This is a genomic window from Bacillus sp. FSL R5-0654 (genome assembly GCF_038008745.1).
GTDB lineage: Bacteria > Bacillota > Bacilli > Bacillales > Bacillaceae > Bacillus > Bacillus safensis.
The window spans coordinates 2253203-2274805 of the sequence record NZ_JBBOZV010000001.1; the positions used below are offsets into that span (position 1 = coordinate 2253203).

At 42.6% G+C, this 21603-nt stretch carries 27 protein-coding genes and 2 riboswitches; of the genes, 7 read left to right on the plus strand and 20 right to left on the minus strand.

Annotated elements, in window-relative coordinates; genetic code table 11:
• Window positions 1-6: 6 nt before the first annotated feature.
• The 13 genes from NSS76_RS11315 to NSS76_RS11375 all read right to left on the minus strand — a co-directional run bounded on the left by NSS76_RS11315 (window position 7) and on the right by NSS76_RS11375 (window position 8468).
• Window positions 7-639, minus strand: a complete 633-nt coding sequence (locus tag NSS76_RS11315; protein WP_024428006.1) for a SpoIIIAH-like family protein — start codon at window positions 637-639, stop codon at window positions 7-9.
• Window positions 639-1310 carry a stage III sporulation protein AG gene (gene spoIIIAG, locus NSS76_RS11320; RefSeq protein ID WP_213404649.1) on the minus strand — a complete coding sequence of 224 codons (672 nt, stop codon included), beginning with the start codon at window positions 1308-1310 and terminating at the stop codon, window positions 639-641. Before spoIIIAG ends, NSS76_RS11315 begins: the two co-directional genes overlap by 1 nt.
• A complete protein-coding gene (spoIIIAF, locus tag NSS76_RS11325) occupies window positions 1303-1935 on the minus strand; it encodes a stage III sporulation protein AF (RefSeq protein WP_024422949.1) in 633 nt (210 codons plus the stop codon). Before spoIIIAF ends, spoIIIAG begins: the two co-directional genes overlap by 8 nt.
• 14 nt (window positions 1936-1949) lie before the next feature.
• Window positions 1950-3143 carry a stage III sporulation protein AE gene (gene spoIIIAE, locus NSS76_RS11330; protein WP_024422950.1) on the minus strand — a complete coding sequence of 398 codons (1194 nt, stop codon included), beginning with the start codon at window positions 3141-3143 and terminating at the stop codon, window positions 1950-1952.
• Between the two features lie 19 nt (window positions 3144-3162).
• The gene (gene spoIIIAD, locus NSS76_RS11335; protein ID WP_087978339.1) at window positions 3163-3576 is read right to left on the minus strand and encodes a stage III sporulation protein AD; all 414 of its coding nucleotides are present in this window, start codon (window positions 3574-3576) and stop codon (window positions 3163-3165) included.
• The gene (spoIIIAC, locus tag NSS76_RS11340) at window positions 3573-3779 is read right to left on the minus strand and encodes a stage III sporulation protein AC (RefSeq protein ID WP_003153142.1); all 207 of its coding nucleotides are present in this window, start codon (window positions 3777-3779) and stop codon (window positions 3573-3575) included. The genes spoIIIAD and spoIIIAC overlap by 4 nt, the downstream gene beginning before the upstream one ends.
• A gap of 19 nt (window positions 3780-3798) precedes the next feature.
• Window positions 3799-4314, minus strand: coding sequence for a stage III sporulation protein SpoIIIAB (spoIIIAB, locus tag NSS76_RS11345; protein ID WP_024428003.1), 516 nt, complete (start codon window positions 4312-4314; stop codon window positions 3799-3801).
• The gene (gene spoIIIAA / locus NSS76_RS11350; protein ID WP_024428002.1) at window positions 4308-5231 is read right to left on the minus strand and encodes a stage III sporulation protein AA; all 924 of its coding nucleotides are present in this window, start codon (window positions 5229-5231) and stop codon (window positions 4308-4310) included. Before spoIIIAA ends, spoIIIAB begins: the two co-directional genes overlap by 7 nt.
• A gap of 66 nt (window positions 5232-5297) precedes the next feature.
• Complete coding sequence (locus tag NSS76_RS11355) at window positions 5298-5579, minus strand: YqhV family protein (RefSeq protein ID WP_024422953.1); 282 nt, start codon at window positions 5577-5579, stop codon at window positions 5298-5300.
• Between the two features lie 168 nt (window positions 5580-5747).
• On the minus strand, window positions 5748-6305 hold the full coding sequence (gene efp / locus NSS76_RS11360) for an elongation factor P (protein WP_024422954.1): 558 nt from the start codon (window positions 6303-6305) through the stop codon (window positions 5748-5750).
• Between the two features lie 25 nt (window positions 6306-6330).
• Window positions 6331-7392 carry a M24 family metallopeptidase gene (locus tag NSS76_RS11365; RefSeq protein WP_103131955.1) on the minus strand — a complete coding sequence of 354 codons (1062 nt, stop codon included), beginning with the start codon at window positions 7390-7392 and terminating at the stop codon, window positions 6331-6333.
• On the minus strand, window positions 7389-7832 hold the full coding sequence (gene aroQ / locus NSS76_RS11370; RefSeq protein ID WP_024422956.1) for a type II 3-dehydroquinate dehydratase: 444 nt from the start codon (window positions 7830-7832) through the stop codon (window positions 7389-7391). Before aroQ ends, NSS76_RS11365 begins: the two co-directional genes overlap by 4 nt.
• Window positions 7833-7940: 108 nt before the next feature.
• Entirely contained in the window at window positions 7941-8468 is a 528-nt protein-coding gene (locus tag NSS76_RS11375; protein ID WP_024428000.1) for a YqhR family membrane protein, read from the minus strand.
• Window positions 8469-8691: 223 nt separating this feature from the next.
• On the opposite strand from NSS76_RS11375, the gene NSS76_RS11380 reads away from it, so the two are divergent.
• Window positions 8692-9648: a DUF1385 domain-containing protein gene (locus NSS76_RS11380; protein ID WP_341082255.1), complete on the plus strand. Its 957-nt coding sequence runs from the start codon at window positions 8692-8694 to the stop codon at window positions 9646-9648.
• Between the two features lie 38 nt (window positions 9649-9686).
• On the plus strand, window positions 9687-10082 hold the full coding sequence (locus NSS76_RS11385; protein WP_024422959.1) for an SA1362 family protein: 396 nt from the start codon (window positions 9687-9689) through the stop codon (window positions 10080-10082).
• Here NSS76_RS11385 and NSS76_RS11390 read toward each other — a convergent pair.
• The 3 genes from NSS76_RS11390 to NSS76_RS11400 form a co-directional block, all read right to left on the minus strand.
• Window positions 10079-10954: a patatin-like phospholipase family protein gene (locus NSS76_RS11390; RefSeq protein ID WP_024422960.1), complete on the minus strand. Its 876-nt coding sequence runs from the start codon at window positions 10952-10954 to the stop codon at window positions 10079-10081. The genes NSS76_RS11385 and NSS76_RS11390 overlap by 4 nt on opposite strands.
• A 104-nt stretch (window positions 10955-11058) precedes the next feature.
• The gene (gene mntR, locus NSS76_RS11395; protein WP_024422961.1) at window positions 11059-11493 is read right to left on the minus strand and encodes a transcriptional regulator MntR; all 435 of its coding nucleotides are present in this window, start codon (window positions 11491-11493) and stop codon (window positions 11059-11061) included.
• A gap of 85 nt (window positions 11494-11578) precedes the next feature.
• Window positions 11579-12415, minus strand: coding sequence for a lipoate--protein ligase family protein (locus tag NSS76_RS11400; protein ID WP_024422962.1), 837 nt, complete (start codon window positions 12413-12415; stop codon window positions 11579-11581).
• A gap of 219 nt (window positions 12416-12634) precedes the next feature.
• Between NSS76_RS11400 and NSS76_RS11405 the strand changes: the two genes are divergently transcribed.
• On the plus strand, window positions 12635-13015 hold the full coding sequence (locus NSS76_RS11405) for a rhodanese-like domain-containing protein (protein ID WP_024422963.1): 381 nt from the start codon (window positions 12635-12637) through the stop codon (window positions 13013-13015).
• A gap of 44 nt (window positions 13016-13059) precedes the next feature.
• Here NSS76_RS11405 and gcvPB read toward each other — a convergent pair whose 3' ends face one another.
• From gcvPB to gcvT, 3 genes are read right to left on the minus strand one after another with little or no spacing between them, the layout of a single operon-like run.
• The gene (gene gcvPB / locus NSS76_RS11410; RefSeq protein ID WP_185853683.1) at window positions 13060-14520 is read right to left on the minus strand and encodes an aminomethyl-transferring glycine dehydrogenase subunit GcvPB; all 1461 of its coding nucleotides are present in this window, start codon (window positions 14518-14520) and stop codon (window positions 13060-13062) included.
• Entirely contained in the window at window positions 14513-15859 is a 1347-nt protein-coding gene (gene gcvPA, locus NSS76_RS11415; RefSeq protein WP_185853684.1) for an aminomethyl-transferring glycine dehydrogenase subunit GcvPA, read from the minus strand. The genes gcvPB and gcvPA overlap by 8 nt, the downstream gene beginning before the upstream one ends.
• Before the next feature lie 16 nt (window positions 15860-15875).
• Window positions 15876-16973 carry a glycine cleavage system aminomethyltransferase GcvT gene (gcvT, locus tag NSS76_RS11420; protein WP_247721556.1) on the minus strand — a complete coding sequence of 366 codons (1098 nt, stop codon included), beginning with the start codon at window positions 16971-16973 and terminating at the stop codon, window positions 15876-15878.
• A 103-nt stretch (window positions 16974-17076) separates the two neighbouring features.
• Window positions 17077-17171, minus strand: a riboswitch (glycine riboswitch).
• A gap of 3 nt (window positions 17172-17174) precedes the next feature.
• Window positions 17175-17281, minus strand: a riboswitch (glycine riboswitch).
• A 253-nt stretch (window positions 17282-17534) separates the two neighbouring features.
• On the opposite strand from gcvT, the gene NSS76_RS11425 reads away from it, so the two are divergent.
• The 4 genes from NSS76_RS11425 to sinR all read left to right on the plus strand — a co-directional run bounded on the left by NSS76_RS11425 (window position 17535) and on the right by sinR (window position 20732).
• Window positions 17535-19205, plus strand: a complete 1671-nt coding sequence (locus NSS76_RS11425; protein ID WP_133744192.1) for a DEAD/DEAH box helicase — start codon at window positions 17535-17537, stop codon at window positions 19203-19205.
• Between the two features lie 14 nt (window positions 19206-19219).
• Window positions 19220-20017 (plus strand): YqhG family protein, encoded by a 798-nt coding sequence (locus NSS76_RS11430; protein ID WP_024427993.1) that lies wholly within the window; start codon window positions 19220-19222, stop codon window positions 20015-20017.
• Between the two features lie 181 nt (window positions 20018-20198).
• Entirely contained in the window at window positions 20199-20363 is a 165-nt protein-coding gene (locus NSS76_RS11435) for an anti-repressor SinI family protein (RefSeq protein WP_073206269.1), read from the plus strand.
• A gap of 33 nt (window positions 20364-20396) precedes the next feature.
• Window positions 20397-20732: a transcriptional regulator SinR gene (gene sinR / locus NSS76_RS11440; protein ID WP_024422969.1), complete on the plus strand. Its 336-nt coding sequence runs from the start codon at window positions 20397-20399 to the stop codon at window positions 20730-20732.
• 67 nt (window positions 20733-20799) lie between these two features.
• Here the strand turns inward: sinR and tasA are convergent, their stop codons facing one another.
• Window positions 20800-21600 carry a biofilm matrix protein TasA gene (gene tasA / locus NSS76_RS11445; RefSeq protein WP_024422970.1) on the minus strand — a complete coding sequence of 267 codons (801 nt, stop codon included), beginning with the start codon at window positions 21598-21600 and terminating at the stop codon, window positions 20800-20802.
• Window positions 21601-21603: the final 3 nt, after the last annotated feature.

Here is a 21603-nt window from a genome sequence, read left to right on the forward strand (position 1 = left end):
CATTTTTTATTGATTAGTGGGCTCAAAAGTGACAGCTACGTTATCAAGACCTCTCATTTCTTTTGTGACCATATCAATAATATCGGCCGCTTGAGATTTTGATTTTTTATCAGAACGAACCGTAATGCTCACTTTATCCCCTTCAGCACTTACGAGCGCATCTTTATAGCCTTTTGTTTTGATCAAGGTCTCAAGCTGACGCTCAGTTCCTTCTGCTTCACTGAGCGCTGTCATTTGATCGTATGCTTCACTTTTTTCTTGTGCTGTTGCATCGTCACTGGAGACAATTTCGTTGTATTCTTCGCGCTGCTTGCTTCGTTTATCTTCAAGCTCTAGTCTGTATGTTGTAAAAAGCTCATCGTCTGTTTGCTCTGACACAGCCTTTCCTTCTTCACCGCTTGTTTCGATATCCTCTTGTTTGCCGTTTGTTTCTTTGTCAGTGGATTTCTTATCAGCGCCTTTTTCCATGCCTTTGTCCGTCCCTTTTTCTGTTTCAACCTTTTTCTCTTCAGTGCCTTTTGATTTCGTATCTTCTACTGTCACTGCATTTTCACCCTGTGGAGACATGATATAGTACACACTTAATACGACAACTAAACTTAGCATCGTTAATAGCCAAACCGTTTGTTTTTTTAACATCATTCCGAATCCTCCTTGATTTTTTTAGGGGCAACAGCCACTCTATGGCTCGGTACATCAAGCACTCGTGTAACCGCTTCAATGATGGTTTTCTTTATTTGAACGTTGTCTACTCCTTGAGCAACAACGAGGACACCTCGGATTTCTGGTTTTTTCGTTTGAACAACGACTGGTGTTTCTTCATTGCCATTTTTGATGATGACGATTTCTTCTTCTTTTGTTTGATCGGTGACACTTCGCACGCCGCCTTCTTTATCTGTTTCCTCGGTCGTTGTACTTTTATTGGATTTGTTTTTTTCAAACACTTTTAAAGACGTTGCATCTACATTGACCACAATTGATACATCCTCAACGCCGATGATGGTCTCTAAAATTTCTTTCAGCTGATTTTCGTATTCTTGCTCCACGTCCTCAATTGAATTTTTTGGTTTACCTGAGGATGCCGGTTTGAATACCTCCTGCTCTTCTGAGGATGTTTTTTTAGAAGCAGGAACCGCAGCTTGTTGTTTGCTTGATGGCGGTGACAAGATCTGACTGACTAACATGAAAGATACGCCGATAATGAATACAAGCAGCAAGTAATGGTGCTTCGTTAATTTGGGTTTTCCTTCAACTTTTTCGGGCGGCTGGAAGAATGATTTCAGCTTTTGTTTCCAGTCCTTGTTATTCATGATCTGCTGCGTCACCTCCCTCAATGTTCAGCGCGATGTGCTCAGGACTCGTATTCCAAACATCAGCAAGTGTCTCTTTCACCCTCGTGATCTCTTTGCTAGAAGATCCAGCGCTTTCCTCCTTTTGCTTGGAGAGATCAATGTCCACCTTTGCCACCGTTTCTACAGCATCACCTGTGAGCGGGGAAAGAACTGCTTTGATGCGAAATTGATCCGCCTCCATATTCTGATCCAGATGCTCCTCATCAGCCAGCACTTCTACGTGTTTCATTACATAGCTCTCCTTCTCCAGTGGCTCCTTTGCGCTTTTTTCTAGTTGGACAGCCATTTGCTTTAAAATATATGCACGCTGAGAGGCTTGTATTTCTTTTTTTTCTAAATTCATCTGATTTTTTATTTCTTCTGACTGCGCTTCTTCCTTCCCTTTCATCAATTCTGAAAAAATTTGATCAGGATCTGCTCGAAATAAAGCAAAAATCGGATTGAGCATCACCACGATGAGCAGCAGGCTGACGACCATTTTTGCATACTTTTGCATGCTCGAATTGGGAAGCAGAAGATCAATAACAATCGCAAATAAGATAAAAAGAATAATACTTGTGATCCATTCCGTGAGAAAACTCAAAAGGTGTCCCCTCCTTACTTCATCATCATGGTCAGGTTACCCGCAGTGATGATGACGGTAATGCTTAAAAAGAACATGAGCGACACAACAGCAAGTGCGGCAAATATATACAGCACACTTTTTGAAATGACATCAAGACAGCTGATGATGGGTCCGCCCCCTAACGGCTGAAGGATGGCAGCAGCAAGCTTATAGATAAGCGCTAACGAAAGCACTTTAATCGCCGGGAAAGCGGCAATTGAAATCAAAATGGCGACCCCAACTAATCCGACTGTATTTTTGAGTAAAACAGAGGCGCTGATCACGGTATCGGTCGCATCTGTAAACATTCTGCCTAGGACAGGGATGAAGTTTCCGGTAATGAATTTGGCTGTACGAAGAGCGATTCCATCCGTAACGGCCGCAGATGCACCCTGAACGGAAATGACACCGAGAAAAACGGTTAAAAAAACGGCAAGCCCGCCAATTGCCACATTTCTTAACAGCTGGGCAAGCTGGGTGACCTTGTATTGTTCGGTCAGCGTACTGATAATGCTCAATATTGCAGATAAAAAGATGAGCGGGAGAACGACATACTGAATGAAAACACCGCTCGTGTTCATTAAAAATATAATAACGGGATGAAAGAATCCGGCTGAGACAAGCCCGCCTGATGAAGCAATAAGCGCTAGTAAAAGAGGAATAAGAGCAAGAATAAAACTGGTCATCGTTTGAATGGCTTCTGTGGCATAGGAAATCGCCACATGAAAGCTGTTAAGTGCAATAATAATCAGCACCATATAAACAAGCGCATATGCGACTTTGCTGACGGTGCTTTGTTCAAAGGCATTTTGTAAAAGCTGCAAAAGCGAACAAAAGATGGTGAGTAAAATCAGAGTACCTAGAAGCTTTCCGTTTGCAATGACCTCGTGAAACAGATAATGTACAAAGGCTTTCAGCCATGTTTGGGGAGACAGCTCTTTATCGCCGTCAATCATTTCCTTCACTGTGCCCTTTTGGCTTTCTGGCAAAAAGCCGCCATACTCGTCCAAAATGGTTTCCCAAAAGTCACTGATGGAATGAAGCTCAAGTGCATCAGCCTGTCCATTCGCCACTTCCTGTGCTGCTGGCTGTTCATTAGATAAAGGTTCTTTTTCTTCTGCCCCTGCATGCGGAGCAATCAGCCAAAAGAAAAGCATCAATCCCATTACAGCGGTCACCCGTTTCATTGTCATCACCTCTTTTCATTTACGTCATGGACGGGATCATTCCTAAGATCGTCTCAATGATGACTGTTAAAATCGGGACTGCCATCACCAAGATGAGAATCTTGCCGCCTAGCTCTATTTTGGATGCAATGGCGCCTTGTCCAGCATCCTTCGTCAGCTGAGCGCCAAATTCCGCAATATAGGCAATGCCAATAATCTTCAATATGGTTTCAACATACTTCATATTGACGCCGGCACTTGCTGCAATTTTTTCAATCATCGAGATAATGGCATAGATTTGATCAATTAAATAAAGAAAAATGACACATCCGGTAAAAACAACAAGCATAAAGGCGAAGGTTGGCTTTTGTTCTTTGACGATTAATGCTAAAAAAGTAGCGATTAAACCAAGTCCAACAATTTGTATGATTTCGATTTGTAAGCCCTCCCCTATCCTTGAAATAGAAATACGGCTTTAATCTTTTTAAACAAATCGTCTACAATGGTTGCCACCATAAACAAAATGTAGATAAACCCAAGCAGCGTCACCCACTGAGCGTACTCTTTCTTCCCCATTTGGTCTAAAATCGTATGGAGAAAGGCCACGACGATGCCTACTCCGGCAATTTGAAAAATGACGTTTACATCAACGCCCATGCTCTCGACTCCCTTCCTCTCACATCAATAAAAGAATCAGTAGTAATCCGCTTAAAAATCCGAGGCTTCTGACCATTTTTTCATTTTTCGCTTGGGCGATTTCAGCTTCTTTCTCCTCTGATTCCAAATGACCTAAAGCAAGCTTGATATACTTTTGCTGAGAAGTGACATCATGCTGGCCAAGTGTTTCTCCAAAGTGCTTCAACGCCTCATATTCGCCTTTTTTCAATACGGTTTTTTTCCAAACATCTTCAAGACTTTCGTTCCATGCATGGCGTGCAGAAAAGGTCCCCACTTTCAGCTTTTCTGCAAATTGTTCAAACAGCTGATTCACAGGTGGACCTACCTGCGCTGCAATTTGCTCTGCCGCCCGTGCTAAAGGGGTTTGACCATACATAATTTCAGCTTCAAGAGACTGGAGAGCAAACCGCAGCTGCCGAATTTGTTTAGGTCTGTCGCTATATCGTTTGGCAAACTCGAATCCTCCCCAAGTCGTGGCCGCGACAATGAAAATAGCGCCAATGAGCTTTAACATACGTCCACTCCCCGCCTCCATTTCATCTCTTGGCCGTCCCCGCCGTACATTCGCCCGATCGTGCCAGGCCCATTGTTTCGATTTAATTCAACATATCGTTCAAACACACGAAGCTCCCATAACGGTTTAAAAGAAGGCCGTTTATATACATCTTCAAGTGAATAGCCATGAGCTGAGACGATGATGTTGACTCCGGCATGAATCGCTTCTAAAAGTGCCTCGACATCCTCACTTTTTCCGATTTCATCGACAATCATGACCTCTGGGCTCATAGACCGAATCATCATCATCAATCCTTCAGCCTTTGGACACGCATCGAGTACATCAATCCGGTGGCCAAAATGATGCTGCGGCACTCCTCTGATACATCCGGCGATTTCAGAACGCTCATCAATAATGCCTGTTTTTCTAGGAGGAATGGTTTTTGTGCCTGTACTAGCAAGACGTGCTATATCCCGGAGCAATGTGGTTTTCCCCGTTTGCGGGGGGCCGATGATGAGTGTATTGTGCCAGTGCTCTTCATATAAATAAGGAAGAAAAGGAAGCGCAATCCCGATTTTTTCTTTGGCAATGCGGATATTAAATGAAGAGATATCTCTTAACCCTTTGACAAATCCGTTTTCAACGATCACCTTCCCAGCAAGTCCTACCCGGTGTCCGCCAGATATCGTGATATAGCCCTGTTTTAGCTCTTCCTCAAGTGTGTACATGCTGTAATTGCTCAGCCTGCCTAATAGCTGAGACGCATCTTCCCAGGTGGTGTGATAAGAAAGGAAACGTGGTTTTCCTCCCTGCATTAATTCAATAGGACGATCCGTGCGAATGCGGATTTCTTCTATTTGCGCCCATTCTGCCTCTTTCAGCAGCCTGAGTTCTTGTCCAATCGAGTGCGGGAGAATATCCAACAAACTCCGCAACGAATTCCCCTCCTTTTTTTCTTCTCTAAAATGTATGATGTGAGCCGTTAATTATGCCAAGCCGTTTCACTTATAGATCCCAACAAGAATAAACACGACACCAATGAAAATGAACACGAGCTTTGCATAGGATAGCTGCCCGGCAATTTGATAGATTCCAATCGTCATCGTGATAATAAAAATGAGCGGCCCGATGATTGCCAATATACTATTGATGACTACCGCTTTCCGTACATCATTGGTGATTAAAATAAGGATGGCTGCCGTCAGTTCAATGGCGGCGGATAAGAATCTCATGCCTGCCATTGCAGCGACTGACGGGTGTAGACCTGGGAGAAATTGTTTCATATAGAACCTCCAGCTTTTTTTACACTATATGCTTGACCAGCTGGAAGTAGTCTTGTTTTTCAAGAAGAAAGAGAGATGAATGAGAGAATAGAGAAGGCCTGCCTTGAGGAGTCATTTTTCCAATAAAAAAAGACTGTAAACACGAGGTTTACAGTCTTTTTTCGTTCATTACGCTCTTGAAACGTATGAGCCGTCAGATGTATTAATCACTAGTTTATCTCCTTGGTTCACAAAGAAAGGAACGTTGACGATTAAACCAGTTTCAGTTTTTGCAGGTTTTGAGCCGCCTGATGTTGTGTCACCTTTAATACCAGGCTCTGTTTCTACTACTTCTAGTTCTACTGTGTTTGGAAGTTCTACTCCAAGAGTTTCAGCACCGTACATCACGATTTGAACAGACATATTTTCAAGCAAATATTTCAGCTCATCTTTAATTTGTGCTTCACTTAGTTCAAGCTGCTCATAAGAACTTGTATCCATGAAAACATGCTGATCGCCATTTGCATACAAGTATTGCATTGTTTTTGTTTCGATTTGTGCTTTCGCTACTTTTTCGCCTGCGCGGAATGTTTTTTCTTGAATGGCACCTGTACGCAGGTTACGCAGTTTCGAACGAACAAACGCTGCGCCTTTCCCTGGTTTTACGTGCTGAAAATCTACTACTCGCCAAATACCGCCGTCCACTTCAATTGTCAGGCCAGTACGAAAATCGTTTACTGAAATCATTTTGTCATCCTCCTACATTTCACCATCATAATATGATAAGTTCTTTCGGTGAGTGGGTCAATCGTTTATTGCCGTCAGCTGTCAGGACAAGATCATCCTCAATTCTCACGCCGCCGACATCTGGCAAGTAAATCCCCGGCTCAACTGTGACGACCATTCCCTCTTCTAAAACGACCTCTGATCGTAAGGAAAGGCCTGGCGCTTCATGTACTTCCATACCTAGCCCGTGCCCGGTTGAATGCCCAAAGTATTGACCATAGCCATACTTTTCAATGATGTCTCGTGTGATGCGATCAGCTTCTTTTCCTGTTAAGCCTGGCTTGATTCTATCCACACCAGCGTTCTCTGCTTCTAATACGATATGATAAATTTCCTTTAGCTTGTCGCTTGGTGTTCCGACAGCAATCGTTCTTGTCATATCAGAACAATAGCCTTTATAGTAAGCACCGAAATCGAGTGTCACTAAATCTCCAGATTCGATCACCTTTTCACTCGCTCTTCCGTGCGGCAGGCTTGAACGAACACCTGAGGCAATAATCGTATCGAATGAAGATCCTTCAGCCCCTTCTTTTCTCATGAAAAATTCAAGCTCGTTCATGACAGCAATTTCCGTCAGGCCCGGCTTGATGTAAGTGAGAATATGATCAAAGGCGTGATCTGCAATCTTCGCAGCTTCCTCTAATATCTTAATCTCTTCACTAGACTTAATCAAGCGCAACTTTTCAACTGATTCAGAGACTGGAACAAGCTCTATACCGTCTGCTTTGGCTGCGTATTGCTGATACGTGGCAAATGTCATATGGTTTTGTTCGAACCCAAGGCGTTTCACTCCAAATTCCTTTGCCGTTTGAGCAGCCGTTTCCACAATGTTTCCTTTATGTTCAATGATGTCATAGCCTTTGACTTGATCCTTCGCTTGCTCTGTATAGCGGAAGTCCGTGATAAAAGCTGCCCGGTCCTTTGAAACGACAGCAAGACCGGCTGATCCGGTAAAGCTGGTCATATACTGTAAATTAAAACTGCTCGTAATGACAAGACCATCGATCTCTAATTCACTTAAAAGTGCTCTTAGTTTTTCAAGTTTCATGATACTGCTCCCCCTTCACTGACTAAATAACGAATCGCCAATTTATACCCTTCTAACCCAAGCCCAACGATTTGTCCTTGGCATACTGGCGCAAGTACAGAATGATGGCGGAATTCCTCTCTCTTATGAACATTTGTGATATGTACTTCAATGACTGATAAAGAAATACTTGCAATGGCATCTCTCAGCGCATAGCTGTAGTGGGTAAATGCACCCGGGTTAAACACGACACCATCGTATTGATCTTCTGCTTCATGGAGCGCATCAATCAAATCCCCTTCGTGATTTGATTGAAAGAACGTTAGTTGGATGTTTGCTCGTTCTGCGAACTGGAACAAATCCGTCTCTAAATCTGTCAGCGTCTTACTTCCATAAACAGCAGGCTCTCTTTTGCCAAGCCTATTTAAATTGGGTCCATTCAGTACAAGAAAATGAGGCATATGACCACTCCTTCACCCTAATTCAATCTATATCGAGATCTGTTTCTTTTTCCTTAGAAACCTTTCGTTTCCAAAAATATTTTATCATATGAATAGGCGATTTACACTTTATTCTGTCTTTTTCCCGAGTGCCCTTGCAAGCTTCTGACTTGTCAATTCATTATATTCAAACGAAATGCTGTACCCGACAAACATGCCATATAAAATATATAGGCAAAATGTCGTGACAATAGTGCTTTGCTGCAACTCTTGTACTTGCTTTACATCTGGGAAAATGGGATTAAATACGTAAAAAACGAGCAGCCATAAAAGCCCGCCATATACTAAACCCATCCAAAAGCCTTTGATCCTTTTTAAAAGCCCAAAATAAATAAAGGCGGCTCCAATCGATAAAACTCCTAACAGCACAATACTGATAAAAGTACCAAGTCCTCCCTTTTTCCATTCTCCAAGCACAAATGGCTGAAGCAGCATATTGGGACTCACCTCTGAAAAATGAAACACATGGGTCAGAAACCCGATAAAGCCCCAAAAAACACCGCCGACAAAGCCTGTAGCAGCCGCTCTTGCCACAAGTGATGTCGTTTGCACGGACTGATTTTTTTCTTCTTGGTTTTTCTTTTCATCACGTTTCATTTGTGAACACCTCCAGCAAGTAGTATGTCCAAAATGTCATGAAAAAAAAGGATTTCCATGCGTGAGTGTAAAATTTTTAAAACAGGGTATACTGGCTAAAAAGAGGTAGATAGAATTCTAGTAGATAATCGACCTGTGAGCTAGTGATTTCCCCTCATTTCCTGTACAATAAAGGTATAAGGAAATGCATGTAAATTACAGGAAACAGGCAGGTTGATGAAATATGTCCAATCAAACAAAACCTCCAGCTTATGGAGGGCAGGCAGTTGTCGAAGGTGTCATGTTCGGAGGTAAGAAGAACTATGTGACAGCGATTCGGCGAAAGGACCAGTCCATTGAGTTTTTGAAGCTTCCCCGGACCTCCAATAAACGAACCGCCTTTCTCAAGAAAATCCCCTTTGTCAGGGGTGTTGCTGCACTTGTTGAAGCAAGCGCAAACGGCAGTAAGCACTTAAACTTCTCCAGTGAGCGATATGACTTAGATCCTTCTGAAGATCATACTCTTGAAAAGGAACAAAAAGGCTCGAAATTATCCATGATCTTCGGCATTGCTGTGATCGGAGTTCTCTCTCTACTCTTTAGTAAATTTGTCTTTACCCTGGTACCTGTCTTTTTAGCAGAGCTTGTGCGTCCCATCTTTTCAGGGAATTTCGCACAAATCGCAGTGGAAACATTCTTCAAATTGGTCCTTTTATTAGGCTATATTCACTTTATTTCCATGACCCCTTTAATTAAAAGAGTATTTCAATATCATGGGGCAGAACATAAAGTCATAAACTGCTATGAACAGAACCTTGACATCACAGTGGAAAATGTCCAAAAGCAATCCCGTCTGCATTATCGATGCGGCAGCAGCTTTATTTTATTCACTGTCATTGTCGGCATGTTCGTCTATTTACTCGTACCGACAGATCCTTTATGGGTGAGAGTTCTGAACCGCTTGGCACTTATTCCGGTTGTTCTGGGCATTTCATTTGAAGTGCTTCAATTCACGAACAAACTCCGAGAAGTGCCTGTGCTTAAAGTGCTTGGCTATCCTGGCCTTTGGCTGCAATTGCTCACAACAAAAGAACCTTCTGACGATCAAGTCGAGGTAGCCATTGCAAGTTTTAATGAACTTCTTCGTTTAGAGGAAGTATCTCTGAAACAAGCGTCAGATTCTGCTCATCAAGTGATCTAACTTATAAATCCGGTAAATTCCTTCGGAGGTGGACAGTTATGAATCGCCGAGTACATCCTGCTTTTACCATTATTTTCGCTTTAGGTGTTTTGGGATTTGTGTACTTACTCACAACGAACCCAGGCAGACTTTTTACCATGCTGCTGTCTGTTGTGATCATTGGAGCGGTTTTGTTTTTCCTATTTAGATGGCTGATGAATCGAAGAACTGGAACAGAGGGCAATCTTTATCGTAAAGCAGTCAAACAATCAAAACGTCGCTACCAGCAGCCTAAACCAAAAACGAAAAGCCAGATGAAAAATCGGGTCACTCATTTGCGAAGCGTGCCGACTGACCACAAGTCTAAGCCCGTCCTTCTCAAAAAGAAAAGCCAAACACATTTGACTGTGATTGAAGGCAAGAAAAACAAAAAGAAGAATCGCGCCTTATTTTAAAATGTCCAGCTTTTTAAAAATTGCTCGGCCTTCTGTCTGCCTAGATCGACGAGCGCCTTTTTCTTTTCTGTCATGAGTTGAAAATCAGTGGCAATGACGTGTTCTACAGGAATAAAAATAATATGACGTTCGTGTTTTGTGGCGATATGTCTTTCGTCATGAGCACCACGCATCGTTTCAAAAAGAGCGCCAAACAGTTCAAACGCATTGCGGATGGAGTGTTGAGGGCGTTCTTTTTCGTTTGGCGTTAATGTAACACCGACGAACGGTCTTTTTTTCTCTTCAGCAAACAGCCAAATTGGAAAATTGCTCAGCACTCCTCCATCTACAATTGTACAAATGCCTTTTGATGACTTCAGTTTGACAGGTTCGAAAAAATACGGCAGGCTGCAGCTCATTCGAATAGCCCTCGCCACGGAAAACCGCTCTGGATTTAAGCCATATGAAGGAAGGTCGTCTGGCAGAACAAGGATTTTTCCATTCGTTAAATCGGACGCAACGATTTTCAGTGAATCTTTTTTGAGGTCTCCAAACACGGTGACCCCTTTTCGTTTTAGCACATCGGTCAGCCATTTTTCCAGCCGGTCTCCTTTATAAAGACCGAGACGCCAGTAAATGGATACCCACCTAAGCATTTTAAACGGGATGAATTGACATCTCCTATCAAGCAATTGATGCTCATCCATTTCATCTAAAAGCGTTCGAATTTCCTGGCTTGTAAAACCTGCTGCGATGAGTGAAGCAATGATTGCTCCAGCACTTGTACCAGCAAGGCGAACAAATTGAAATCCTCTCGCTTCAAGCGCTTCATAGGCACCTGCAAGCGCTGCCCCCTTAATGCCTCCACCTGAGAACACACCATCTATCTTCATCAAGGAGCCCCCTTTGATTTCACGCTAATAATAGTGTAGGAGCTTTTGCTTTCAATTAGAACTTTAATCAAAAAGGACACCCATGCTGAGGGTGTCCTTTTTGATTAAGATTCTTGATTTGTTTGTTCGTTTTTCTTTTGAATCGCTTTCAGCTGAACAGATCGCTCATCGTTTTCTTCAAAAAATTGAACGAGATCGCCGATGCGGTCAATACTGTTCCAGCTGAGATGATGTTCAATGCCTTCTACATCATCATAAATTTTCTCTTCATCTACACCAATGATTCTTAAAAATTGCTCTAGCAGTTCATGTCTGTATACGAGACGTTTTCCAATTTTTTTGCCTTTCGGGGTTAAAATTAGACCACGATACTTCTCATAAATGAGGTATTCATCTTTATCTAGCTTCTGAACCATTTTTGTTACAGAGGAGGGATGGACAGCGAGTGCTTCTGCAATATCAGAGACTCTGGCATATCCTTTATCTTCTATCAGCATATAAATTTGTTCAATGTAATCTTCCATACTAGGTGTAGTCATAAAACCCCTCCATAATGCACCTTTACTTAATAATCAACCCAATTCTACACCATCGTTCATTAAAAAACAAGGAGTGTCCTTCGGCTTAACGCTTGTAATTCCAATCATCTGAGGCATATTTCGTTTTTGCGAGATGATGGACAAACGCTAATTCTTCATCTGTCAGCTCATAAGGTTCAAGCTCAATATTTAATCCTTTTTCAAACCCTCTTTTAAACGCAGCACGCGCATCGTCTATTGTACATGTTCGGTCTGAGATTTCATTGATGGCAACCGCTTTGTTTTTAAAGCTTCGCTGCATCCGCTCTCTCACCCGGTCGTTTGGATAAAGGAACAAATCGAACAATTTGTCCTCATCAAGGTCAATTAAAATAGATCCATGCTGGAGAATGACACCTTTTTGTCTCGTCTGAGCACTGCCCGCTACCTTTCTGCCTTCTACAACAAGCTCGTACCAAGAAGGGGCATCAAAGCATACAGATGATCTTGGGTTCTTTAAGCTTTCCTTTTCTTTATCTGTTCGAGGAATGGCAAAATACGCATCGAGTCCCAGCTCTTTAAAGCCCTCTAAAATGCCTTCTGAAATAACGCGGTACGCCTCTGTCACCGTCGCTGGCATTTCTGGATGTTCCTCTGACACAATCACGCTGTAGGTCAGCTCCTGGTCATGAAGTACTCCCCGTCCTCCGGTTGGTCTGCGGACAAATCCAAGACCATATCGCTTGACGGCTTCTAGGTTGATTTCTTTTTCAACGTTCTGAAAATACCCAACAGATAATGTCGCCGGATTCCATCCATAAAAGCGGATAACAGGCGGAATGAGCTTCTCGCTATGCCAATAAAGCAAGGCTTCGTCCATTGCCATGTTAAAGGCAGGGTCTTGGTTTCCTGAATCAATGAAACACCATTTCTCTTTTTGCATATAAAATCCCTTCTCTTTTACGTAGTCAATGTTAGATGATGGTGGTGACCACCGGTTTTCTCTCTTCATCAGTCTATCAAATAGGGACGGAATTGAAAATAATTCTTACCATTTATGATGACAAGTTTCTTATGCTTTACTATAATAGTATTTGTCTAAAACGTACCATCAGACAGGCTACTGTGCTGATGCTCAAGAAGGAGTCGAGTTGTATTGTCAATATTCAACTATATCGTCCTCTCACTTTGTGGACTTTTCGTTCTTTATTCCATCGGCAGCTACATTTATCAGCAGCGCATTATGAAAACGCTGACGGAAGAAGAATTTATTAAAGGTTACCGCAAAGCCCAGCTCATTGATGTGAGAGAGCCAAATGAGTTTGAAGGCGGACATATTTTAGGGGCAAGAAATATCCCCCTTTCCCAACTAAAGCAGCGCAAAAATGAAATACGTCCTGACAAGCCTGTTTATCTCTATTGTCAAAATAATTTCAGAAGCGGAAAAGCAGCCCAAACTTTACGTAAAAACGGCTGCCGTGAGATTTATAATTTAAAAGGCGGCTTTAAAAAATGGGGCGGCCGCATTAAAACGAAGAACTAACTAAAAAGACTCTGGGAGCATGATTCCCCCTGAGTCTTTTTTCTTTATTTTCTTTCAAAAACGAGAACGGGATTCCGAGCGGCCTTTGTTTCATCCATACGTTTGACAACCGTTGTATGCGGCGCTTCCTGCACCACTTCAGGATTCTCTTCTGCTTCTTTCGCTATCTGAATCATTGCTTCGATGAATGCATCAAGCGTTTCTTTTGATTCTGTTTCAGTCGGTTCAATCATGATACATTCCTCTACATTGAGCGGGAAGTAGATCGTTGGCGGATGGTAGCCGAAATCAAGTAATCGTTTGGCAATATCCAGTGTCCGCACACCTAATTTTTTCTGACGTTTACCTGAAAGCACAAATTCATGCTTACAGTGACGATCAAACGGCAAATCATAATGAGCACTTAAGCGGCGCATCATATAGTTCGCATTTAACACGGCATTATCGGTTACAGCCTTTAAGCCGTCTGGCCCCATAGAGCGGATGTACGCATAAGCTCTGACGTTAATGCCAAAGTTGCCATAGAATGGCTTCACGCGCCCAATTGATTCTGGACGGTCATGATCAAAGTAAAAACGGCCTTCCTTCTTCACAAGCACCGGCTTTGGCAAATAAGGAATTAATTCCTTTTTAACGCCAACAGGACCTGAGCCAGGACCTCCGCCTCCGTGCGGGCCTGTAAAGGTTTTATGAAGATTTAAGTGGACAACGTCAAATCCCATATCTCCTGGTCTTGCTCTGCTTAAAACAGCGTTCAAGTTGGCTCCGTCATAATAAAGCTTACCGCCCGCTCCGTGAACGATTTCAGCCATTTCTAAAATATTTTCTTCAAAGAGGCCTAGTGTATTCGGGTTTGTAAGCATTAAAGCAGCTGTTTCTTCATTAACAACGCGGCGTAAATCTTCTAAATCAACAAGCCCATTTTCGTCAGATGCGACGGTAATGGTTTCAAATCCAGCGACTGTCGCAGATGCCGGGTTCGTTCCATGAGCAGAATCAGGCACAATGACTTTTGTACGATGATGATCTCCCCTTGCTTCATGATACGCACGGATCATCATGAGTCCCGTCCACTCGCCATGTGCTCCTGCCGCAGGCTGTAATGTCACAGCGTCCATTCCCGTAATTTCTTCAAGATGTTCACCTAAATCGTATAGTAATTCTAATGCACCTTGCACAGTGTCTGCCTCTTGTAGCGGATGAACCTGCGAGAACCCCGCAAGGCGTGCAACCTTTTCATTAATCTTTGGATTATATTTCATCGTGCATGAGCCAAGAGGATAAAATCCGGAATCAACCCCATGATTGCGTCTTGATAATGCTGTATAATGACGCATAATATCAAGCTCAGATACTTCAGGAAGCTCAGCATCCTCATCACGGATGTACGTCTCATCAAATAAAGACGGGATCTCCTGTTCAGGTACATCTAAATCAGGCAGGCTGTACCCTATTCTTCCTTCTTTAGATAATTCAAAAATAAGCGGCTGATCTTGTTTATTCATGGCGATCCCCCAATTCCTTGATAAACGTATCAATTTCTTCTTTTGTTCTTAGCTCTGTCACGGCTACAAGCATGTGCTGCTGAAGCTCTGGGTAGTCTAGCCCCAAGTCGTAGCCGCCGATGATTCCTTTTTCAAGCAATCGTTTATTGGCTTCTTTCACAGGCTCCTGTAACTTGATCACAAATTCATTAAAATGAGCCCCTTCTACATCCGCCTGCAGTCCATATTTTTCTGCCTGCGTCTTGGCATAATGGGCTTTTTGCACGTTTTGATAGGCGATATCTTTTATGCCTGTTTTCCCTAGTGCCGTCATGGCAACAGAAGCAGCTAATGCATTTAATGCTTGGTTTGAGCAAATATTTGACGTCGCTTTATCTCTTCGAATGTGCTGCTCACGCGCTTGAAGGGTCAGGACAAATCCACGAACACCATTTTCATCTTCTGTCTGCCCGACTAAACGACCCGGCACTTTTCTCATCAACTTTTTCGTCACAGCAAAATATCCGCAGTGAGGTCCGCCAAATGCAGCCGGGATGCCGAACGGCTGCGCATCACCAACGACAATATCTGCCCCGAGTTTTCCAGGCGGCGTCAATAGTCCGAGTGCGAGGGGATTACTAGAGACAATGAATAGGCTTTTTCCTTTATGTGCAATGGGTTCAATGTCTTTTAACGGCTCGACGACACCAAAAAAGTTTGGATATTGCACGAGAACTGCTGCTGTATCATCGCAGACCGCTTTTTCCAATGCAGCTAGATCTGTCTGCCCTTTTTTCGCAGGCACTTCAACAACTTCAATGTTTTGTCCTTTGGCATATGTTTTCAGCACCGCTCTTGATTCAGGATGAACCGTTTCAGAAACAACCACTTTTTTCTTCTTTGTGTGTCCCGCAGCGAGCATTGCCGCTTCAGCCAGTGCCGTCCCGCCATCATACATCGAGGAGTTGGCAAGATCCATACCAGTCAGCTCAGCAATCATTGTTTGAAATTCAAAGATCGCTTGCAATTCACCTTGCGAAATTTCCGGCTGATAAGGTGTATACGCTGTATAAAATTCAGAGCGTGAGATCACATGATCGACAATGACAGGCTGGTAATGATCATATACACCTGCACCAAGAAACGATGCATATGAAACTGTATCCTTATTCTTTGCAGCTAGTCGGGATAATTCCCTGACAAGCGCTGTTTCAGATGCGGCTTCTTTGATGTTGTATGCTCCTTTGAATCTAACTTTCTCTGGGATATCTGAAAAAAGCTCATCAATCGACCGAACGCCGATGACATCCAGCATTTCTTTTTGATCTTGCTCTGTTTGCGGCAAATACCTGTGCTTCATCCTCTATTCCCCCTCGTTATTTGGCTCTTTTATAAAATGGTGTTGCGACGATTTTGGCTTTTAGACGTTTTTTGCGAACTTGTACTTCCACCTCTGATCCAAGCTCCGCCTCTGAGGTTTCGATCAAAGCAAGCCCGACATTTTTCTTTAATGTTGGGGATTGAGTGCCCGTTGTGACAATCCCAACCTGCTTTTCTCCTGAAAAGACTGGATAATCTGTACGCGGAATCCCTTTATCAATCATTTCAATGCCGACAAGCTTTCGCTTCAGTCCCTCTTCTTTTTGTTTTTTAAGTGCAGCTTTTCCGATAAAATCAGCTTCTTTATCCGTTTTGACAGCAAAACCAATGCCGCCTTCTAATGGAGAGATATCCTTTGTCAGCTCCTGGCCGTAAAGCGGAAGTCTTGCTTCAAATCTCAAGGTGTCACGTGCACCGAGTCCGCATGGAATGAGTCCTTTTGGCTGCCCCGCTTCTAATAAAGCTGACCAAAGGTGGACCGCATCTTCTGACTGGCAGTAGATTTCAAAGCCATCTTCCCCTGTGTAGCCTGTTCTGGAAACGAGCACTTCTTTATTTGCGACCTCAGCTTTTGATAAAAACGTAAATGGCTTAAGCGATGTCACCTCTTCACCCGCCACCTCTTTGATGATGTCAGCTGCAAGAGGTCCTTGAAGCGCTAGCAAGGCGGTTTGATCAGACATATTTTTGATCAATACATCATCCTTCTCTTGGTGCTTCAAAAGCCAATCCACGTCTTTATCGATATTTGATGCATTGATGACAAGCAAATAGTGATTCTTTTCTATTTGGTAGACGAGCAGGTCATCTACCGTTCCGCCATCTTCATAACACATGGCTGTATATAGTGCCTTACCGTCTGTCAGCTTAGACACATCATTGGTTAATAACCTTTGTAAAAATGGAAGGGCATCTTGACCTTTGACGTCCACCTCACCCATGTGAGACACATCAAAAAGCCCTGCTTTTGTTCGAACAGCTTCATGTTCTTCTTTAATGGAAGAAAATTGGACAGGTAATTCCCAGCCCCCGAAGTCAATGGTTTTTGCGCCAAACGTTTCATACGCATGAAAAAGCGGTGTTCGTTTCAACATCAATCGTTTCCCCCTTTTTTCTCACAGTGCAAATGCAAGCTGAATTTTCAGAAAAAAATCACAGCAAAAAAGGACAGAGCGCTCCCTTTTATCAAAAAGAAGTCTCTGTCCTTGCACCTGAAAGTTTACAGCACAATATCATTGTGCGTTTTCCCCTTTGGTGGTTTGCTAAAACCCTTAAGCAAACACTCTCCAGAGTTGCGTCCGGTAAGAGTACTTTTGCCTGAGAGATTCACTGAATCATTCAGCTTGCTCCTTCGGCGCCTGCCAGTGCAAAATAACCGCCAGGTCTCTCCCCATACCATCATCCGCTCATATTTTTCACATTTATTGGACATACTATCAAAATGGGTGACTTATTTTCTAGATCACTTATCAACATCCTACCATTAGAAATGGATGAAGAGCAACAGAAAAATCATTAACATTTTTAAAATAACCCTTCGATATCGTTCGCTTTTATTCATATATCTAGTCTTTTAGAGACCTCCAAAAAAATGAAGCGTTTAAAAACAGAACAATTTTATCAGATCCTACTAGAAAGAAAGGCAGGCGACCACATTGAATATTCAAACGATTTTTGATCAGGAATGGGCAAATGAATTTCAGCAGCGGCTTTCAGCAGACGGCCCCTGGGCGAACTGGGATATGTATCGTTTAGCGACGCAGGTTCAAAAAGTCACAGCCATTGATTCATTCGAGGGGCTGCAAGCTCCTGCGCACCTGCCTGCATTCACACCTTTAAAACACCAGCTCGAAGTAGCCAGAAGAGTCGTAGAAGAAATGAATGGGAAAGCCATTCTAGCAGATGAAGTGGGTCTTGGAAAAACCGTAGAAGCAGGACTCATTATCAAAGAATACATGATTCGTGGACTTGCCAAAAAGATTCTCATTCTCGTCCCCGCCTCTCTTGTATCTCAGTGGGTACAGGAGCTGCGGACGAAATTTTATATTGATGCTGTTGAACAAAAAAAGAGCTATGTGTGGGAACAGTGTGACGTTGTCGTTTCCTCTATTGACACAGCCAAAAGACAGCCGCATCGAGACACGATTTTATCGATTGCCTACGATATGGTCATTATCGATGAAGCACACAAACTGAAAAACAATAAAACGAAAAACTATGAATTTGTGAGAAACCTGAATAAGAAGTTCTGCCTGCTGCTGACAGCCACACCTATTCAAAACCGGATCGGAGAAATATTTAATCTTGTTTCCCTTCTGAAGCCAGGCCACCTAGGAAATGAACATCAATTTAAAGATATCTTTGCCAAAAAGGACTTGCAGCTTGAAGACCATGACCGATTAAAACAGCTCGTCAATAAAGTGATGATTCGAAACCGAAGACAAGACACAGGCATCGAGTGGACAAAACGGCATGTCAAAACGATTTCCATTGATTTCTCTCCGACAGAACAAGCATTGTATGATGAAATCTGCAAGCTGAAAGAGAATCCTTCTTATACAAAGCATATGTTTTCCATTATGACCTTGGAACGAGAATGCTGTTCAAGCCGTGAAGCAGTTTATATGACGATTAAAAAAATGCAGGAAGAAGAAAAGCATATTCTCGGATCTTCTGCTATAGCGCAAATCATGGAGAAAATCAATCAAGTGGAGCAAAACTCAAAGGCGCTTGAAGTGGTCAAACTCATTCAGCAGTTAAATGAGAAGGTCATTATTTTCACCGAATACCGCGCCACACAAATTTATTTACAATGGTTTCTACAGCAAAATGGCATCAGCTCTGTGCCATTTCGGGGCGGCTTTAAGCGGGGCAAAAAAGATTGGATGAAAGATTTATTCAGAGAACGGGCGCAAGTGTTAATTGCGACAGAAGCTGGCGGCGAAGGGATCAACCTTCAGTTTTGTAACCAAATCATTAACTACGACCTCCCATGGAACCCGATGCGTTTAGAACAGAGAATTGGACGTATCCACCGCCTTGGCCAAGAGCGAGATGTCCACATTTACAATATGGCAACGAGCGGAACAGTTGAAGAGCATATTTTAAAGCTTCTATATGAAAAAATTCAGTTGTTCGAAAACGTCATAGGCGATTTAGATGATATTTTAACAAGAATTGATATTAAAGATGTCGAAACAGAATTGCATCAAATCCTCTTCCAGCATGAACCAGGCGGAGACATGAAAAAGAAATTAACCCAGTTTGCTTCTTATTTAACTGAAGCACAAACACCACTTTTAGAAAAAAGACAGCAAGGCTCATAAAGGAGAGTTGATCAATGGAGCAGCATGACATTCACACCTTTCTTCTCCGTTTTTTCAAGGCGAATCAATGCAGCATATTAGAAGAAAGTGCAGGACATATGACCGTCCAGCTGACAATTGAAATGGATAAATTGATTATGAACCGTCCTTTTTATTGGCACTGGCTTGAAAAAACTGGCGGTGTACCTGAACCGCGGCAATTGACTTTGATCACAGATCAAAAAAAAGCGGGTGATACGATCAGTGGTGAATTTATCCATTTCGGCTCCCCCCGGTTATTTCAAATATTTGAGGCGGTCAAAGAGCAGGGCCGTTTTATCCGGCTTTATGAACGAGTCAGCCCGCTCACGAACAACCAGATCGCCCTTGAGCCATGGCTTGGTCTCAATGTAAAAATTTCTTACCTTGCAGACCGGAAGAAGGATAAGCTTTTATCATTAGGCCTTCATCTCATTCGCGGAGAAGTCATTGAACAATTTCAAGAGAAGCTGGAAGCTCGTGAGCTGTCGTCTCAAATTCCCGATTATTGCTTTACGATGAGCACAATGATTAAGCCAGAGAGCGGAATCAAACGGCTCTACAGCCTTATGGAGCATTATGCCCATGAGGAGCCGGACGACTGGGCAGTGCGAGCCGTTCAAAAATGGAAGGAAGACTTCGAACTTTTAAACCAATTTTATGAAGGGACTTCAGACACATCTGTAGAATATGAAATAGAAAGACAAGCACTCAAAACTTTATACGAACCAAAAATCAGTCTTACGATTGAAAATGGCGGACTTTTTTACTTACAGCAAAAAAGAGGAGGTTGACTCATGGTCCCCTCCCTTTTATGTGACATACAATTTTCGATCAGTCTAAAGCTAAGTTTGTCTGTTTGTATTGGGCGGAAACATGACGCAAGCAAACTATGAGGTCTTACCACCTATGTCTTTCCATTTCATGCGTTAAGTGCCTGAAATACATGATTCAGTATTTTAGGAGGGTATTTGTATGGAAAAGAAAACGAACAAATTAGACAGTGAATGGGTTCAATTATTACGCGAAGCTCGCAAGGCAGGACTAACAGTTGAAGAAGTCCGTCATTTCCTCAAATCAAATGAAAAGTCCTCTGAGTCTCCCCCTCTGGTAAGAAGTCATTCTATCAAACCTTTCTGAATGTGCTATAATATCGAAAGGAAGGTGATGACATTGATTGGCCAGCGTATTAAACAATACCGCAATGAAAAAGGCTACTCACTATCAGAACTGGCCGAAAAGGCTGGGGTAGCGAAGTCTTATTTAAGCTCAATAGAAAGAAACTTGCAAACAAACCCCTCCATTCAATTTCTTGAAAAAGTCTCCGCTGTTCTGGACGTCTCGGTTCATACACTTTTAAACGAAAAAGATGAAACCGAATACGATGGTCAATTAGATAGTGAATGGGAAAAACTAGTTCGAGATGCAATGACATCAGGGGTTTCGAAAAAGCAATTTCGTGAATTTTTAGATTATCAAATCTGGAGAAAAAAGCAAGAAGAGGAGTAAAGCGCACGTTTTAGCGCATACTCCTCCAATTGCTATGCAGACCTTGATATCAGCCTAAAGACTGGCTTTATTTTTTATCTTCGCTGTGTGCTTTTTCGTTTTCTTTCACGTAGCCTTTTTCATCCGTATGCTTTTTTGGATTGATCGTTAAACCATTCCACTGAGTCGCTTCGAAGGAAAGATCAATTTGAATCGCATCGCCTTGGTATTTATTTTGGATATAGTGACCAGCTTTATCCTTCGTCTGGTCATTGATAAATTCAATGATCATTTCCATTTTATCGTAATCAAACGGATTCTTTGGAATGCCGTCATACTCTGGAGCCACTGTTCCATCAACAGTTGCTACATTAATTTTCCCACTTTCATGTAAAAACTTCTCATCGACGGCATGACGAAGCTTTTCAAATGCGGTCTGATCCTGTTTTGACGTTAATTGATGCAAGTCAAGCAGGTTTGCATGGTCTAAAATAATATTTTTCGGATAACCATTTCCACCTTCGGCTCCAACCGTAAGAACACTCACCTGAAACTGGCTGAGAAATTCTTCAGCTGTATTTTTACCGCCATTCTTCGCGGAAGATCCATCTGTAAACTGGCTATAATCAAGACTCATCAGCACTTGGTTTATCGCTAGTGATCCCTTATTATCAAAATGAAATTCTTTCTTGATCCGATCACCAGGTTTTAAGTTCGAAAGGTTGATGGCGCCGGAGTTCTCTTTAGCAGATAAATCCAGCTCTCCTGTCGAGTAGACCGCGTTTGCCTTTTCAATATCATTAAACGCCGCCCATGTTCCCCCGCCAATTAATGCAAGACCTAAAGCCCCTGATAATACACCTAAACGAATTGATTTCTTCATTGCCATGAA